Origin of the sequence: Streptomyces sp. NBC_01460, assembly GCF_036227405.1 — a bacterium.
Lineage (GTDB): Bacteria > Actinomycetota > Actinomycetes > Streptomycetales > Streptomycetaceae > Streptomyces.
On sequence record NZ_CP109473.1, the window covers coordinates 2,077,965 to 2,092,146 of the forward strand.

12 protein-coding genes are annotated in these 14,182 nt (G+C 72.7%); 5 read left to right on the forward strand and 7 right to left on the reverse strand.

Features of this window, described 5'->3' with window-relative positions; translation table 11 throughout:
* Positions 1-272: 272 nt before the first annotated feature.
* From pepN to OG488_RS09285, 3 genes are all read right to left on the reverse strand, one after another.
* On the reverse strand, positions 273-2,825 hold the full coding sequence (pepN, locus tag OG488_RS09275) for an aminopeptidase N (protein ID WP_329227657.1): 2,553 nt from the start codon (positions 2,823-2,825) through the stop codon (positions 273-275).
* A gap of 289 nt (positions 2,826-3,114) precedes the next feature.
* Positions 3,115-3,438: a chorismate mutase gene (locus OG488_RS09280; RefSeq protein ID WP_329227659.1), complete on the reverse strand. Its 324-nt coding sequence runs from the start codon at positions 3,436-3,438 to the stop codon at positions 3,115-3,117.
* A 153-nt stretch (positions 3,439-3,591) separates the two neighbouring features.
* Positions 3,592-4,368 (reverse strand): S1 family peptidase, encoded by a 777-nt coding sequence (locus tag OG488_RS09285; protein ID WP_329227661.1) that lies wholly within the window; start codon positions 4,366-4,368, stop codon positions 3,592-3,594.
* A gap of 271 nt (positions 4,369-4,639) precedes the next feature.
* On the opposite strand from OG488_RS09285, the gene OG488_RS09290 reads away from it, so the two are divergent.
* Together OG488_RS09290 and OG488_RS09295 are read left to right on the forward strand one after the other, a co-directional pair.
* Complete coding sequence (locus tag OG488_RS09290) at positions 4,640-5,548, forward strand: hypothetical protein (protein WP_329238540.1); 909 nt, start codon at positions 4,640-4,642, stop codon at positions 5,546-5,548.
* Between the two features lie 100 nt (positions 5,549-5,648).
* Positions 5,649-6,653, forward strand: coding sequence for an ankyrin repeat domain-containing protein (locus OG488_RS09295; protein WP_329227663.1), 1,005 nt, complete (start codon positions 5,649-5,651; stop codon positions 6,651-6,653).
* Between the two features lie 45 nt (positions 6,654-6,698).
* Here the strand turns inward: OG488_RS09295 and OG488_RS09300 are convergent, their stop codons facing one another.
* The 4 genes from OG488_RS09300 to OG488_RS09315 form a co-directional block, all read right to left on the reverse strand.
* Positions 6,699-8,411 carry a DEAD/DEAH box helicase gene (locus tag OG488_RS09300; protein ID WP_329227665.1) on the reverse strand — a complete coding sequence of 571 codons (1,713 nt, stop codon included), beginning with the start codon at positions 8,409-8,411 and terminating at the stop codon, positions 6,699-6,701.
* A 197-nt stretch (positions 8,412-8,608) separates the two neighbouring features.
* On the reverse strand, positions 8,609-8,812 hold the full coding sequence (locus OG488_RS09305; RefSeq protein ID WP_015607926.1) for a cold-shock protein: 204 nt from the start codon (positions 8,810-8,812) through the stop codon (positions 8,609-8,611).
* 546 nt (positions 8,813-9,358) lie between these two features.
* Entirely contained in the window at positions 9,359-10,006 is a 648-nt protein-coding gene (locus OG488_RS09310) for a TetR/AcrR family transcriptional regulator (RefSeq protein ID WP_329227667.1), read from the reverse strand.
* 59 nt (positions 10,007-10,065) lie between these two features.
* Positions 10,066-10,578: a pyridoxamine 5'-phosphate oxidase family protein gene (locus OG488_RS09315; protein ID WP_329227668.1), complete on the reverse strand. Its 513-nt coding sequence runs from the start codon at positions 10,576-10,578 to the stop codon at positions 10,066-10,068.
* A 298-nt stretch (positions 10,579-10,876) separates the two neighbouring features.
* Here OG488_RS09315 and OG488_RS09320 point away from each other — a divergent pair, with 298 nt between their 5' ends.
* The 3 genes from OG488_RS09320 (at position 10,877) to OG488_RS09330 (ending at position 14,152) form a co-directional block, all read left to right on the forward strand.
* Complete coding sequence (locus tag OG488_RS09320; protein ID WP_329227671.1) at positions 10,877-11,791, forward strand: rhomboid family intramembrane serine protease; 915 nt, start codon at positions 10,877-10,879, stop codon at positions 11,789-11,791.
* A 274-nt stretch (positions 11,792-12,065) separates the two neighbouring features.
* Positions 12,066-12,806 carry a dienelactone hydrolase family protein gene (locus OG488_RS09325; RefSeq protein ID WP_329227673.1) on the forward strand — a complete coding sequence of 247 codons (741 nt, stop codon included), beginning with the start codon at positions 12,066-12,068 and terminating at the stop codon, positions 12,804-12,806.
* A 98-nt stretch (positions 12,807-12,904) separates the two neighbouring features.
* A complete protein-coding gene (locus tag OG488_RS09330; RefSeq protein ID WP_329227675.1) occupies positions 12,905-14,152 on the forward strand; it encodes an SLC13 family permease in 1,248 nt (415 codons plus the stop codon).
* Positions 14,153-14,182 lie beyond the last annotated feature (30 nt).

A 14,182-nucleotide genomic window follows, 5' to 3' on the forward strand; every position in this document is an offset into this window, starting at 1 on the left:
ACGATCTGAACCCGAAAGGGGTACTGCGGTGCGGTGCGGGGGTGTGGGGGGTTGTGGGCCTGGTATAGGCGTTCGTTGTTCGCATGGCTGTGCCCGGCCTCCTTCGGTGAGGGGGCCGGGCACGGTGGTGACGGGTGGTGGGGCTGCGGGGTGAGGGTCCCGGCGGGTGGTGCGCGCCTCGGTCGGAGGGTGTCGCGTACGGCGAGGGCGCGGGGTTCGCCCCTCGGTCAGAGGGTGTCGCGTACGGCGAGGGCGCGGGGTTCGCCCCTCGGTCAGAGGGTGTCGCGTACGGCGAGGGCGCGGCGGAGGTCGTCGATCTGGTCGGTGAGCTTGCGGCGCAGGGCGGGGGTGAGCGCCGGGTTGTCGAGGGCTTTTTCTCCGAGGCGGATGCTGTCCTGGTCGACGGCGTGGACGGGGAAGGCGTACCGTCCGGCGGCTTCGGCGATGGCGGGGCCGCGGCGTGCGGCGAGTGCGATGGCGTCGGGGTAGTAGCGGGCGGTGTAGGGGTGGAGGAGTTCGGCCTGCTCGGGTTGCCAGAAGCCTTGGGCGGTGGCGGTGAAGAGGTAGTTGGACAGGGTGTCGCCGGTGAACATGGCGTGCCAGGCGGCTGCTTTGGCTTCGGGGGTGGGGAGGGCGGCGCGGCAGCGGGCGGCGCCTTCCTGTCCGGTGGCGCTGGGGTCGTGGTCGAGTTCGCGGGCGATGGCGGTCTCGTCGGTGGCGCCGAGGACGGCGAGGCGGGTGAGGATGCGCCAGCGGAGTTCGGGGTCGAGTTCGGGTCCGCCGGGGACGGTGCCTTCGCCGAGCCAGTCCTGGATGGTGTCGGGCTGGGTGGCGGCGTCGATGAAGTGGCGTACGGCGGTGAGGCGGAGGCCGGGGTCGGGGCTGCCGGGTGTGGTGGTGGCGGGGCCTTGTTCCCAGTCCTTGGCGGTGAGTCCTTCGGTGCGGCGCAGGAGGTCGCGGCAGAGGGAGGTGAGGGTGGCGAGGGCGGTGGGGCGGTCCTGGGGTGGGAGGTAGCGGTCGGCGATGTGGGTGGCGGCGAAGCCGAGGACGCCTTGGACGAGGGCGAGGTCGGTTTCGTAGGGGAGGTGGGTGCGGGCGGCGGTGAGGTGGGCGGTGGGGTGGAGCAGGCCGTCGCGGACCAGGTCGCGGGCGGTGTTCCAGAGGAGGGCGCGGGTGAGGGCGTCGGGGATGCCGGAGAGGTGGGTGAGGGCGGTGTTCCAGGAGTCGGGGTCGAGGCGGATCTTGGCGTAGGTGAGGTCGTTGTCGTTGAGGACGACGAGGTCGGGGCGGCTTCCGGGCTGGGTGGCGGGGGTGCCGTTCTGGGGGATGTCGAGTTCGAAGCGGTCGCGCAGGACGAGTTGTTCGGTGCCGGTCTGGGTGTCGAGGCTGTGGTCGTAGGTGCCGACGGCGATGCGGTGGGGGCGGTTGCCGGCGTGGTCGACGGTGAGGTTCCAGCTGTGGCCGGTGTTCTCGACGTGGGCGGTGAGGGTGTCGATGCCGGTGGTGCGGAGCCAGGCGGCGGCCCAGGTGTGGACGTCGCGGTCGGTGGCGGTGGCGAGGTTGTCGATGAAGTCGGCGAGGGTGGCGTTGGCGAATTTATGGCGGGCGAAGTGGGTGTTGATGCCGGCGAGGAAGTCCTTCTCGCCGAGCCAGGCGACGAGCTGGCGGAGTGCGGAGGCGCCCTTGGCGTAGGAGATGCCGTCGAAGTTGAGGAGGGCGGAGGCGGTGTCGGGGACGGCGTCGGGGTCGGGGGCGACGGGGTGGGTGGTGGGGCGCTGGTCGGCGTCGTAGCCCCAGCCCTTGCGGGCGACGCCGAAGTCGGTCCAGGTGTCGGTGAAGCGTGTGGCTTCGGTGAGGGTCTGGTAGCCCATGTACTCGGCGAAGGACTCGTTGAGCCAGATGTCGTCCCACCAGGTGAGGGTGACGAGGTCGCCGAACCACATGTGGGCCATCTCGTGGGCGATGACCATGGCGCGGGTCTGGCGTTCGGTGTCGGTGACGGCGGAGCGGTAGATGAATTCGTCGCGGAAGGTGACGAGTCCGGGGTTCTCCATGGCGCCGGCGTTGAATTCGGGGACGAAGGCCTGGTCGTAGGAGTCGAAGGGGTAGGGCTCGTCGAACTTCTCGTGGTAGCGGTCGTAGCAGGCGCGGGTGATGTCGAGGATCTCGTCGGCGTCGGCGTCGAGGTGGGGGGCGAGGGAGCGGCGGCAGTGGATGCCGAAGGGGAGGCCGGCGTGGGTGGTGGTGACCGAGTGCCAGGGGCCTGCGGCGACGGCGACGAGGTAGGTGGAGATGGGTGGGGTGGGGGCGATGGTCCAGCGGCCTTCGCCGGCCTGGGTGGTGGTGCCGTTGCCGAGGACGGTCCAGCCGGTGGGGGCGGTGACGGTGACGTCGAACACGGACTTGAGGTCGGGCTGGTCGAAGGCGGCGAAGACGCGTTGGACGTCGTCCATGAAGAGCTGGGTGTAGACGTAGGTCCGGCTGTCGGCGGGGTCGGTGAAGCGGTGCATGCCCTCGCCCGTGCGGGAGTAGTGCATGGTGGCGTCGACGGTGAGTTCGTGGGGGCCGGCGGTGAGGCGGTCCAGGGGGTAGCGGTTGCCGTCGAGGCGTTCGGGGTCGAGGGGGTGTCCGTCGAGGCTGAGTGAGCGCAGGGTTTCCGGCTTGATCTCGACGAAGGTGTCTCCGGCCGTGCGGGCGGTGAACCGGATGGCGGTGCGGGAACCGAAGGTCTCGTCACCGGTGGTGAGGTCGAGGTCGACGGTGTAGCGGTGCACGTCGAGGAGCTGGGCGCGGGTCTGCGCTTCGTTGCGCGTCAGTACGGACATGGCGCCCATGCTGCCGTACGGGTCCGGGGCTGTGCAGTGGGGTTCTCGCAGGGCTGACGCGGGGCGGCGGGGGTGTCCGGCCGGGGGTCCGGGTGGGCCGTGGTGCGTGGGTCCCGAGGGGACGCCCGGGGTGCGCGGCCCGAAGCGGCTGCGCGGCCGCGGGGGCCCGGGTCCGGAGCCGACAGGGGCTGCGCGGCCCAGGCCCGGGCGGCTCCCGGCGCGGGCGGTGGGGGTCAGGCGCCGGAGGGCACGCGTCGGGGGTCAGGCGTCAGGGGGCAGGCGTCGAGTGTCAGGCGTCGGGGGTCGCGGATTCCTCCGCGATGCGTTCGTGGTGGCGGATGACCTCGGCCACGATGAAGTTCAGCAGCTTCTCGGCGAAGGCGGGGTCCAGCCTGGCGCTCTCGGCGAGCTGGCGGAGCCGGGCGATCTGGCGGGCCTCGCGGGCCGGGTCGGCGGGCGGCAGGTGGTGCTCGGCCTTGAGGTGGCCCACCTGCTGGGTGGCCTTGAAACGCTCCGCGAGCATGTGGACGACTGCGGCATCGATGTTGTCGATGCTCTCGCGCAGCCGGTTCAGTTCGGCGGTGACGTACTCGTCGATGTCGCTCGTGGTCATGGTCGACGAGCTTAGACGCACCGGTCGTGAGCCGCCCGACGGAGGGGTGCAGGGAGCTCTTCCCACCTGGCTCTTCTCCCACCTGGCAGCGCTCCCACGGCTCCGGGGGCACCCGTCAGGACGACGGGTGCCCCCGGGCGGTCAGGAGGTGGGTCAGAGGGTCGAGGCGGCCGAGGCGATCGCGGAGGCGAACGTCGAGACCTGGGTGTAGACGCCGGGGTAGCCGGGCCGTGCGCAGCCCTCGCCCCAGCTGACGATGCCGACCTGGATCCATGCTCCGGCGTTGTCCTTGCGGAACATGGGGCCGCCGGAGTCGCCCTGGCAGGTGTCGACGCCGCCGGTGCTGACGTATCCGGCGCAGATCTCCTGGCTGGGCACGAGGTCGCTGCCGTAGGCCTGCTGGCAGGTGGCGTCGGAGACGTAGGGGACGGTGGCCTTGAGGAGGTAGCGCTGCTGGCCGCCGCCCTCGGTGGCGGCGCCCCAGCCGGCGATGGTGAAGGTGCCGGTGTCGTAGGCGGTGGTGGTGGCGATCTTGAGGGTGGGCTGGTTGATGGGCTGGGCGAGCTTGATCAGTGCCCAGTCCTTGCCGACGCCGTTGTAGCCGGGTGCCTGGAGGACCTTGGTGGAGCGGACCTTGACGGCGGAGGACGACTGGAGGTCGACGGTGCCGGCGGTGGCGGTGATGGAGGTGTTGTTGCCGGATCCGCTGACGCAGTGGGCGGCGGTGAGGACGACGGTCGGGCTGTAGAGGGCGCCGCCGCAGCCCATGGAGAGCCGGACCATGAAGGGGAATTCGCCCTGGGCGGCGCGGGTTCCGCCGACGACGGGTGCGGGGGCCGCGGAGGCGCCGGACGGCTGGAGGCTGAGGGTGGCGAGGGCGACCGCGGCGATGACGGAGCATCTCTTGAGGGTGCGCAGCAGCTGCTTCACGGGCTGTGCCTGCTTTCGGTGGGGGGTGATGGGGGGTGCGGGTGCAGGCGTGCGGGCGTGCGTGTCCTGGTCAGGGGCACGGGATGGTCAATTTTCGGCATGCCCTCGACAAGAACGCTCCGATTATCGGGAAGCGATCACCGCTGTCACAAGACAGGGATTCCGGCCAAGATCGGCCGCCATATCCCGGCCGGTTTCCCTCGGACCGGCTTAGAGTGAAGGTCCGTTGAGCGCCATGGATGGGGGTCCTGACGTGAGCGACGTGAGCGATGTGAGCGACGTCGGAAGCGGCGGAGGCGGTCCGGTCGTCCACGGCTTCCCGCATCTCGACGCCGTGCGGTCCGCGATCACCGCGCTCTACCGGCGGGTCTCCCCCGACGGTGTGCGGGCGTACGCGACGAGCCTCGCCCCGGTGGACGCCGCCTTCTCCGACGTGGACGACCTGCACCTCGGTGCCCAGCGGGTGGCGGGCGCCCTCGTGCACCACCTGCGGCTGCCGCAGGCCCGTGTCGTCGTGGGCTTCCGGCGGATGGAACACGCCGCGAGCGTCGAACTGACCGCCGGCCCGGAGTACTTCATCGAGCTCAACGACCGCTTCCGCACGCACCGCAGGGACATCGGGGCCGCGCTGGCCCACGAGATCACCCATGTGCTGCTGCACCGGCTGGGGCTCGAACTCCCCGGCACCCGTGACAACGAGATCCTCACGGACACGGTGACCGCCTATCTCGGCGCGGGCTGGCTGCTGCTGGACGCCTTCCGCCAGGACGCCCTCTCCAGCCAGAAGCTCGGCTACCTCACACCCGAGGAGTTCGGGTACGTACTCGCCAAGCGGGCGTTCGTGTTCGGTGAGGATCCGTCCGTGTGGTTCACCAGCCCCCAGGCGTACACGGCTTACACCAAGGGCCGCGCCGAGGCGCTGCGCGACCTGCAACGGCCGCCGCTCACGGCCGCGGGGCGGGCGGGCAGGCGCCGCTATGCCAGGGACCGCCGCCATGCCGGGGACCACCCGGGGTCCGCCGCCGACCCGTCCGTCCCGTACGCCTTCGAGAGCGGAGCGGACGGGCTCCGCGTCTCGTTCGCGTGCCCCACCTGCCACCAGCGCGTGCGGGTCCCGGTCCGGGGGCGGACCCGGGCCCGGTGCGGACTGTGCCGCACGGTCCTGGAGTGCGACACCTGAGGAGCCCGCACCGGGGTGGCCGTAGGGTCGGTGTATGACAAACGGTCAGTTTGGGGGTGCGAGGGCCCTTTTCGAGGCGTTGTACGAGGATGAGAACGCCGTGGTGAGAGCGCTGCGTGCGGGCGCCTCCGCCGAGTCGAGCGACGAGGAGGGGACGACGGCGCTGTATCTGGCGTCGGTGCAGGATCTGCCCGGTGCGGTCCGGCTGCTGCTCGCGGCGGGCGCGGATCCGGACAGGGCGAGCGGGCCGGAGGCCGGCGACCTGCCGCTGTGCGGGGCGGCGTGCGGCGGCCACACCGAGGTCGCCGAAGCGCTCCTGTCGGCCGGGGCCGACCCGGATCTGAGCGAGGAGTTCGGCTTCACCGCGCTGCGCTGGGCGGCGGGCCTCGGTCATGCGCGGGTCGCGGAGACCCTGCTGGCCCAAGGTGCCGACCCGGACCTTCCCGGCCCTCAGGGCGAGGTCCCGCTGGTGGTGGCGGCACGGAGGGGATCGGCGCACACCGTACGGGCGCTGCTGCTCCGGGGCGCCCGCGGCCACTCCCCCGCGCTGGAGGAGGCGAGGCGGATGCTGACGCTGGACGTCGAGCAGGAGTTGCGCGCCGCGTTGCGGAGGGCGTACGGGGACGAGGGCCACGCGAGTGCGGTACGCCGCGCGCGGGTGGACGGCGGGGTGACCGTCACCGTCGAGCTGCTGCGGGGCGGGGAGCCGTTCGCGTCGCAGGACCTGCAGACGGGGCACGGGGCGATCGCGACGCTGCTGGAGAACGAGCTGGGTGTGCGGGCCCCGTTCGAGGAGCTGGCCGTCCGGGCCCTGCGGGGCGGGGACCCCGGCCTGGACAACTGGCTGGTGGCGGCGGAGACGCTCCGGCTGCGGGGCGACGAGGAGACGTTCCAGGCGGCGGTGGCCTGGACGGCGAGCGGGGATCCGCTGCGGCAGGCGTTCGGTGCGGACGTGCTGGCGCGGCTCGGATTCCGTGCCGGCGCCAGGCCGTTCGCCGCGCGGGCGGTCCCGCTGCTGCGGGAGCTGGCCCGGGCCGGGGCCCCGGTCGCCGCCGAAGCGGCGGCGCGGGCGCTCGGTGGGTACGAGGACGCGCCCGCGGAATGAGAACGGGCGCGGTGACCGGCCGGAGCCGGTCACCGCGCCCGGTGGTCACGCTGCCCGGCGTCCGCGGCCGGGGGCGCTGCCGCGTCCCGTGCCCGCGGCCCGGCCGGCCCCGGCCCCGCGGGCGGATCCGCCCGCGCCGCCGGCACCACCGCGGGAAGCGCCACCGCCGGCACCACCACGAGCCGCGCCGCCGCCGGCGCCGCCCCGTGCGCCGCCGCCCGTGCCGCCACCGCGGGAAGCGCCGCCGGCGCCGCCCTGAGCGGCGCCCTGGCCCGCGCCCGTCCCGCCGCGCCGGCCGCGGCCGCGGCTGCCCGAGCGGAAGGACCCGCCGGCCGCCGCGCCGGAGCCCTGGCCGCCGCCGCGCGTGCGCGGCTTGGGCTGCACCGGCTCCGGCACCTCGATGACGATGGCGACGCCGGAGGGTTCACGGGCGCCCGTGATCCGGCTGAGCTCCTCGTCGCCGGACTTGATCCGGGTGGTGCGGGGCGCGATGCCCGCGTCCTGCATCAGCCGGGTCATGTCGCGCTTCTCCTCGGGCAGCACGAGCGTGACGACGCTGCCCGACTCCCCGGCGCGCGCCGTGCGCCCGCCTCGGTGGAGGTAGTCCTTGTGGTCGGTCGGCGGGTCCACGTTGACGACGAGGTCGAGGTCGTCGATGTGGATGCCGCGGGCTGCCACGTTCGTCGCGACGAGGGCGGTGACCTGGCCGTTCTTGAACTGGTCGAGCGTGCGGTTGCGCTGCGGCTGGGACCGCCCGCCGTGCAGGGCGGCGGCCCGTACGCCGCTGGCGAGGAGCCGCTTGGCGAAGCGGTCGGCGGCGCGCTTGGTGTCGACGAACATGATCACCCGGCCCTCGCGGGCGGCGATCTTCGTGGCGACGGCCTTCTTGTCCGTCTCGTCCAGGACGTGGAGCACGTGGTGCTCCATCGTCGTGACGGCGCCGGCGGACGGGTCGACGGAGTGCACGACCGGGTCGGTGAGGAACATCTTGACCAGGCGGTCGATGTTCTTGTCGAGGGTCGCGGAGAACAGCATCCGCTGTCCGTCGGGCTCGACCTGCTTGAGCAGCGCGACGACCTGCGGCATGAAGCCCATGTCGGCCATCTGGTCGGCCTCGTCGAGGACGGTGATCGCGACCTCGTCGAGCCGGCAGTCACCGCGCTCGATGAGGTCCTTGAGGCGGCCGGGCGTCGCGACGAGCACCTCGGCGCCACGGCGCAGCGCGCCGGACTGCCTGCTGATCGACATGCCGCCGACGACGGTGGCGACCCGCAGGTTCACGGAGGTGGCGTACGGGGTGAGCGCGTCGGTGACCTGCTGGGCGAGCTCGCGGGTCGGTACGAGGACGAGCGCGAGCGGGGCGGTCGGCTCGGAGCGGCGTCCCGCGGTGCGGGCGAGCAGCGCCAGGCCGAAGGCGAGGGTCTTGCCCGAGCCGGTGCGGCCGCGGCCGAGGATGTCCCGGCCGGCCAGCGAGTTCGGCAGGGTGGCGCCCTGGATGGGGAAGGGGTCGGTCACACCCTGTGCGGCGAGGGTCTTCAGCAGCGCGGCGGGCATGTCCAGCTCGGCGAACGCGTCGACGGCGGGCAGTGCGGGGGTGAGGGTCTCCGGCAGGGCGAATTCGCCGCCCTGGGCGGGTGCGGGCCTGCGTCGGGCCGGTGCCTTGCCGGATCCTCGGTTGGTCGCCTGTGCCCGGTCCGTGCCGCGGCCCTTTATCGGGCGGTTGCGGGTCGGACGGTCCTGGCGTTCGGAGCGGGTCATACGGAATTGCCCTCCTGGGGGATTCCTGGGGTTACTGCCGACTGCTGAGGTCTGCTGGTGTGCGCCCCAGGATGCAAGCACAGAGCAGATGTCCCGGTGGCGGAGCCGGACCGAGGACGGGACGAGCCGGAAACAGCACAAACCGGGGCCCGCACCTTCACGGTGCGGGCCCCGGCTGCGAGGTACGCGTCCGGCAATTAGGCCGGGACGATGTTCTCCGCCTGCGGGCCCTTCTGGCCCTGCGTGACGTCGAAGGAGACCTTCTGGCCCTCCTGGAGCTCACGGAAGCCCTGGGTGGCGATGTTGGAGTAGTGGGCGAAGACGTCGGCGCCGCCGCCGTCCTGCTCGATGAAGCCGAAGCCCTTTTCCGAGTTGAACCACTTCACGGTTCCAGTAGCCATGTCATTCTCCTAAAAGAGGTGCAGTGCCGGAAATCCGCACTTTACGAATTCCAAGTCGCCGCATTGAGCCCCATCCGGAGAAAGCCGGAAAACAATAAAGCGCCTGAGGAGGGTTCCCGTCAGGCGCACATAAAGTTCATGGGTACCAAAACTGCAACTCGGCAACCGTAGCACGTTCTGTCGGCGGGCGGCAGATCGGACCGGCGTCGGCGCGCCGGAAAGTCTGCCGGGCGGGGTGGTGGCGGAGGCTGTTCACGGCGGGTTCCGAAATCGTTCGCGGATGCTTCCCGCTCTGTTCCCCCAAGGGTCGTGCCCGCCCCGACGGGCGCCGGAATCTCATCTTCCGCGGAGGGCACGGGGCCTGCCGTCCTGGTGTCGGGCGCCGCCGTTCGGGAGTCCGTTTCACCCGGATGCCGTAGTGGCGCCGGCCCGGGATGCCTGCCCGGAGGGGGGTCGGATTCCTGGCAGCGTTACGCCGATCAGGTGCCGCCGGGCGGGCCCCGCCCCGTCGGCCACCCCGCCCGGCCCCGGCCACCCGTGCGGAGGTCAGGCGCGGGGCGCGAGGCCGTCCAGCAGGAGGGCGAGGTACGGGCGTGCGAGGTCCCCCGGGTCGGGTGCCTCCCCAGGATCCGGTGCGTCCCCCGTGCCCGGCCCGCCTTCCGGCCGGTGCCAGGTGGCGGTGCCCCAGACCGCGTCGTGGACGAGGCGCCCGGCGGGCCCGGTGTCCAGATCGGCGCGGAACTCCTTGTCGGCGACGCCGCGCTCCAGCGTGCGCGTCAGGGCCCGCTCGAACACCGGCTGCGCGTCGGCGAGGTGCTGGAATCCGGGCCGGGTGGCGAGGCGCGGGGCCTCCGTGCGGTAGATCGCGGCGGCGGCGCGGTGGCGCCCGATGTGGTGGAGGGACGCGGTGACCAGCGCTTCGAGGGTCTCCCTGGGGCCGAGTCCGGCGTCGAGCACGGTGTCGTACGCGGTGCGCAGCCCGGCCAGGAAGTCGGAGAGGATCTCGTCGACCATCGATTCCTTCGAATCGAAGTGGTGGTAGAGGCTGCCGGCGAGCATCCCGGCCTCGTCCGCGATCCCGCGGACGGTGGTGGCGTCGTACCCCTGTGCGGCGAAGACCTCTGCGGCGATGGCCAGCAGCTCGGGGCGGCGCCCGGGACGGGAGGTCGCCGTGGGCTTCTTCTTGGTAGGCACTCCCCCATTGTCCGTCCGGCCACGCGGCACCGGGCACCGCGTGGCCCCAGGTCAGGGCGTCAGACCTCGCGGACGGGGCTGTCGTCGGCTCCCCGGCGCAGGGTGCGCACCGGGTGGCCGGGCCGCCAGACCTGCACGACGAGGTCGTCGCCGTCGATCCCGGTGCGGACCACCTCGGCGGGGTCGGCGCGGAAGAGGAGGAAGGGCTCGGGCGGTGTCACCTCCTCGACGAAGCGGGCCAGCACGTCGGGGTCGGTGATCTCCACGGCCCGTCCGGAGACACGGATGTCTCCGTCGGCCATCTCCGCGTCGGGCCCCGGGTTGGCCTGGATCGCGAAGCGGGGGTCGCGCCGCAGGTCGAGCGCCTTGCGGGAGTGCGGCATCATGCCGAACCACATCGCGTCCATCCGGAACTCCACCTCCAGGCCGGTGACCCGGGGGGAGCCGTCGGCGCGCAGGGTCGCGAGGACGTGGTGCTTGTACTGCTGGAAGCGCTTCCGCACGGTGTCGGCGAGGGCGGGCTCCGCCGCGTGGAAGTCCTGCCACGCGCTCGGTGTCACGTTCGGTGTCATGGGACCCATCGAACCCCGTAATCACGACACCTTCTGTCGTGATGCGTGGGGCGTCACCGGATCGGGCGGCGTCCTGTGGCGATCAGTGGGGCCCGGCGCGGAGGGAGCCCGCGTCACCGACGGGGCGCTCGGCCGGCCCCCGGGGGTCCGGGCGGGTCGCTTCTGCCCTGGTCGCGTGGGGGTTTCGGGCACAGGACGCCCCGGCACCCGGGTGTGCCGCTCACGGCGGGCGTTCGCTATCTTGAGCGCCGCCGCCCCCGGCGGCCCTCCTCCCCGCCCACGAATGAAGGAGCCGGCCATGGAGGCCGCCGCCACCACGTGTTATCGCCACCCTTCGTACGAGGCGTATGTGCGCTGCACGCGCTGCGACCGGTACATCTGTCCCGACTGCATGCGTGAGGCGTCGGTCGGGCACCACTGCGTGGAGTGCGTGAAGGAGGGTCAGCGTTCGGTCCGCCGGGCCCGCTCGCTGTTCGGCGGCGAGGTGCCGAACGCCGCGACGCCGGTGGTGACGTATGTGCTGATGGCGTTGAACATCGTGGCGTACGTCGTCGAGGTCGTGCGGTCCGGGACGGTCGACCGGTTCGGGATGCTCGGGGCGGCGCTGGTCGGGCGGAACGGCAAGCTGTACGTGTACGACGGCTGGACGTCGCCCGGCTACGAGCTGACGGGGGTGGCCGACGGGGAGTGGTACCGGCTGCTGACGGGCGCCTTCCTGCATCTCCCGCCCGACGCGTCGTTGGGCGTGATGCACCTGGTCTTCAACATGCTCGCCCTGTGGAATCTGGGCCGGATCGTGGAGGGCCAGCTCGGCCGGGTGCGGTACCTCGCGCTGTACCTGCTGTCCGCGGTGGGCGGTTCGGTGCTGGTGTACCTGCTCTCGCCGGAGACACCGGCGGTCGGCGCGTCGGGGGCGGTCTTCGGCCTGGCGGCGTCCTTCTACGTCATCAACCGTCGTCTGGGCCGGGACATGGGGCCGGTCAACCGTTTCATGGCGGGGTTCCTGCTCTGGATGGTGATCTCCGCCGTGTTCACCTCGTGGGAGGGGCACCTCGGCGGGCTGGTGACCGGCGGCCTGGTGACGTACGGGCTCGCGTACGCCCCGGCGAGGCTGCGGACGTCCGGGGCCCAGCTGGCCGGCGGGGTGGTCCTGGTCGTGCTGCTGGCCGCGGTGGTGGCCGCGCGGACGGCCTCCCTGACGGGTGCGGCCTGACAAGGGCATCGCGCCCGAGGGAACTTCGGGGGTGGCACGGGTCCTGACCGGTGGACTACGTTGTGGCGCGATGACTACCGGGACGGCCTCGCGCCACACACGGATCGGTGACCCGGCACTCCCCTGAGCGCCGTACGGGCCGACGCCGGCCCGCACCGTGACGAAGGGTCCCGCGCCGGCCCGCGCCGTGACCGAGGGCCCGACGCCGCCGCGCGGGCTCCGCCTCCTGTCGTGCTGACCCCAGCTCGACACGTCGACCACGACAGGAGAACTCATGCGCACCGAGACACGGACCCTGCACATTCCCACCGCGGACGGCCGGGCCGACGCCTTCGCCGCCTTCCCCGACGACGGTGAGCGGCACCCGGGGGTACTGATGTACCCGGACGGCTTCGGCCTCCGGCCCGTGGTGCGGGACATGGCCCGCGAGCTGGCGGGACACGGGTACCACGTGCTCGTCCCGAACCTCTTCCACCGGCAGGGCCCGGCACCGGTGGTCGAGCTCCCCGAGCACATCGGGAAGGAGGCCAGGCCGGCGCTCTTCGCCCGGCTGATGCCCTTGATCGAGGCGCACACGGCGGAACGCACCCTGAGCGATGCCGAGGCATACCTCGGGTTCCTCGACGCCCTTCCCGAGGTCGGCGGCGGACCGGTCGGGGTGACGGGCTACTGCATCGGCGGGCTCTGCGCGGTGCGCACGGCCGCGGCCCACCCCGGGCGGGTGGCCGCCGTCGCCGCGTTCCACGCTCCCGTGGGCGCCGACGGGCCCGGCGGCCTGGCCGGGCTGACCGCCCAGGTCCACTTCGGGCACGCCGAGGGCGACATGACGCCCGAGTCCCTCGGCGAGCTCGACCGGGCCCTGGAGAAGACGGGTGCCGACTGGACCTCCGAGGTCTACCCCGGCACGGTGCACGGCTTCACCATGTCCGACACCGACGCCTTCGACCCTGCCGCGCTGCGGCGTCACTGGGACCGCCTGCTGCCCCTCCTGGGAGGCACACTGTCCGACGGCTGAGGCCCCGGAGCCCGGCCCCGTCCCCCTCCGTTCCCGGGAGGGGGACGGCGAACTCGCCGGTCCACGGCGTGAGTCCGCCTTCTGGGATCATTCGTCCCATGGCAAGAGATCTCCCGGCAGGGGAACCCGGGGCCGGCGGGCCCGGTGAGGGACCGCGCGGCCTTCTCCGGCGGCTGCACCCGCTCGACTGGCTGGCGGGCGTCCTGCTGGTCCTGGGGCTGCTCGCGGTGGTGACCGGGCTGCTGCCGCCGGAGCCCGCCGCCGCGGAGATGCGGCGCGTCGGGCCGCTGCTGGTGTTCCTGGGCACCGTGATCGTGATGGCCGAACTGACGGGCCGTGCGCAGGTCTTCGACGTGGTGGCGGCCTGGGTGGCGCGCGCGGGGCGGGGGCGGTATCCGCTGCTCTTCGGCCTCTGTGTGCTGTTCGCGTCGCTCACCACGATCACGCTGAACCTGGACACCACGGCGGTGCTCCTGACCCCGGTGATGCTGGCGCTGGCCGGCCGGGTGGGGATCGCCGCGGTGCCGCTGGCGATGACGACGGTGTGGCTCGCCAACACCGCGAGTCTGCTGCTGCCCGTCTCGAATCTGACCAATCTCCTGGCTGCGGACCGGGTGGCGCTCTCGCCGTCCGGCCTCGCCGCGGTGATGTGGCTGCCCCAGCTGGCGGCGATCGCCGTGACGGCGGCGTGCCTGTGGGTCTTCTACTGGCGGCGCGGCCGGCGCGGCACCGACCGGTACACCCCGCCGGGCGCTCCGGTGCCCGAGGATCCGGTGCTGCTGCGGATCTGCGCGGTGGCCTGTGCCGGCTTCCTGCTGGCGATCCTGGTCGCGGACGTTCCGCTCTGGTCTGCGTCGCTGACGGCGATGGTGGTGGTCGTGGTGGCGTTCGCGGTGCGGCGCGGGCGGGAGCTGCGGCTGTCGCTGGTGCCGTGGCGGCTGCTGGTCCTGGTCCCGGGGATGTTCCTGGTGGTGGAGACGGTCGACGCGCACGGGCTGCACGAGCTGCTGGAGTCGTTGCTCGGGACGGACGACGGGTTCGTGGGGATGCTGCGGACGGCGGCGGTGGGGGCGGGGCTGTCGAACGTCCTGAACAACCTGCCGGCGTATCTGGCGGGCGAGGCGGTCGTGCCGGTGGGGAATCAGCAGCAGTTGCTGGCGCTGCTGGTCGGCGTCAATGTGGGGCCGCTCGTCACTCCGTGGGCGTCGCTGGCGACGCTGCTGTGGTTCGAGCGGTGCCGCTGGCAGGGGACGCGGATCGCGTTGGGCCGGTTCATGGGGACCGGTCTGGTGCTCGCGGTGACGGGCACCCTGGCCGCGGTGTGCGCGCTGGCGCTGGTCGGCTGACCGGGCGCGGGGGCCGTCGCGGGCCCGGAC

Bases quoted from the DNA above. Each gene is read 5' to 3' on its own strand.
- pepN (WP_329227657.1), bottom strand. From the start codon at position 2,825: ATGTCCGTACTGACGCGCAACGAAGCGCAGACCCGCGCCCAGCTCCTC.
- OG488_RS09280 (WP_329227659.1), bottom strand. From the start codon at position 3,438: ATGACCACGAGCGACATCGACGAGTACGTCACCGCCGAACTGAACCGG.
- OG488_RS09300 (WP_329227665.1), bottom strand. From the start codon at position 8,411: ATGACCCGCTCCGAACGCCAGGACCGTCCGACCCGCAACCGCCCGATA.
- OG488_RS09305 (WP_015607926.1), bottom strand. From the start codon at position 8,812: ATGGCTACTGGAACCGTGAAGTGGTTCAACTCGGAAAAGGGCTTCGGC.
- OG488_RS09315 (WP_329227668.1), bottom strand. From the start codon at position 10,578: ATGACACCGAACGTGACACCGAGCGCGTGGCAGGACTTCCACGCGGCG.
- OG488_RS09320 (WP_329227671.1), top strand. From the start codon at position 10,877: ATGGAGGCCGCCGCCACCACGTGTTATCGCCACCCTTCGTACGAGGCG.
- OG488_RS09325 (WP_329227673.1), top strand. From the start codon at position 12,066: ATGCGCACCGAGACACGGACCCTGCACATTCCCACCGCGGACGGCCGG.
- OG488_RS09330 (WP_329227675.1), top strand. From the start codon at position 12,905: ATGGCAAGAGATCTCCCGGCAGGGGAACCCGGGGCCGGCGGGCCCGGT.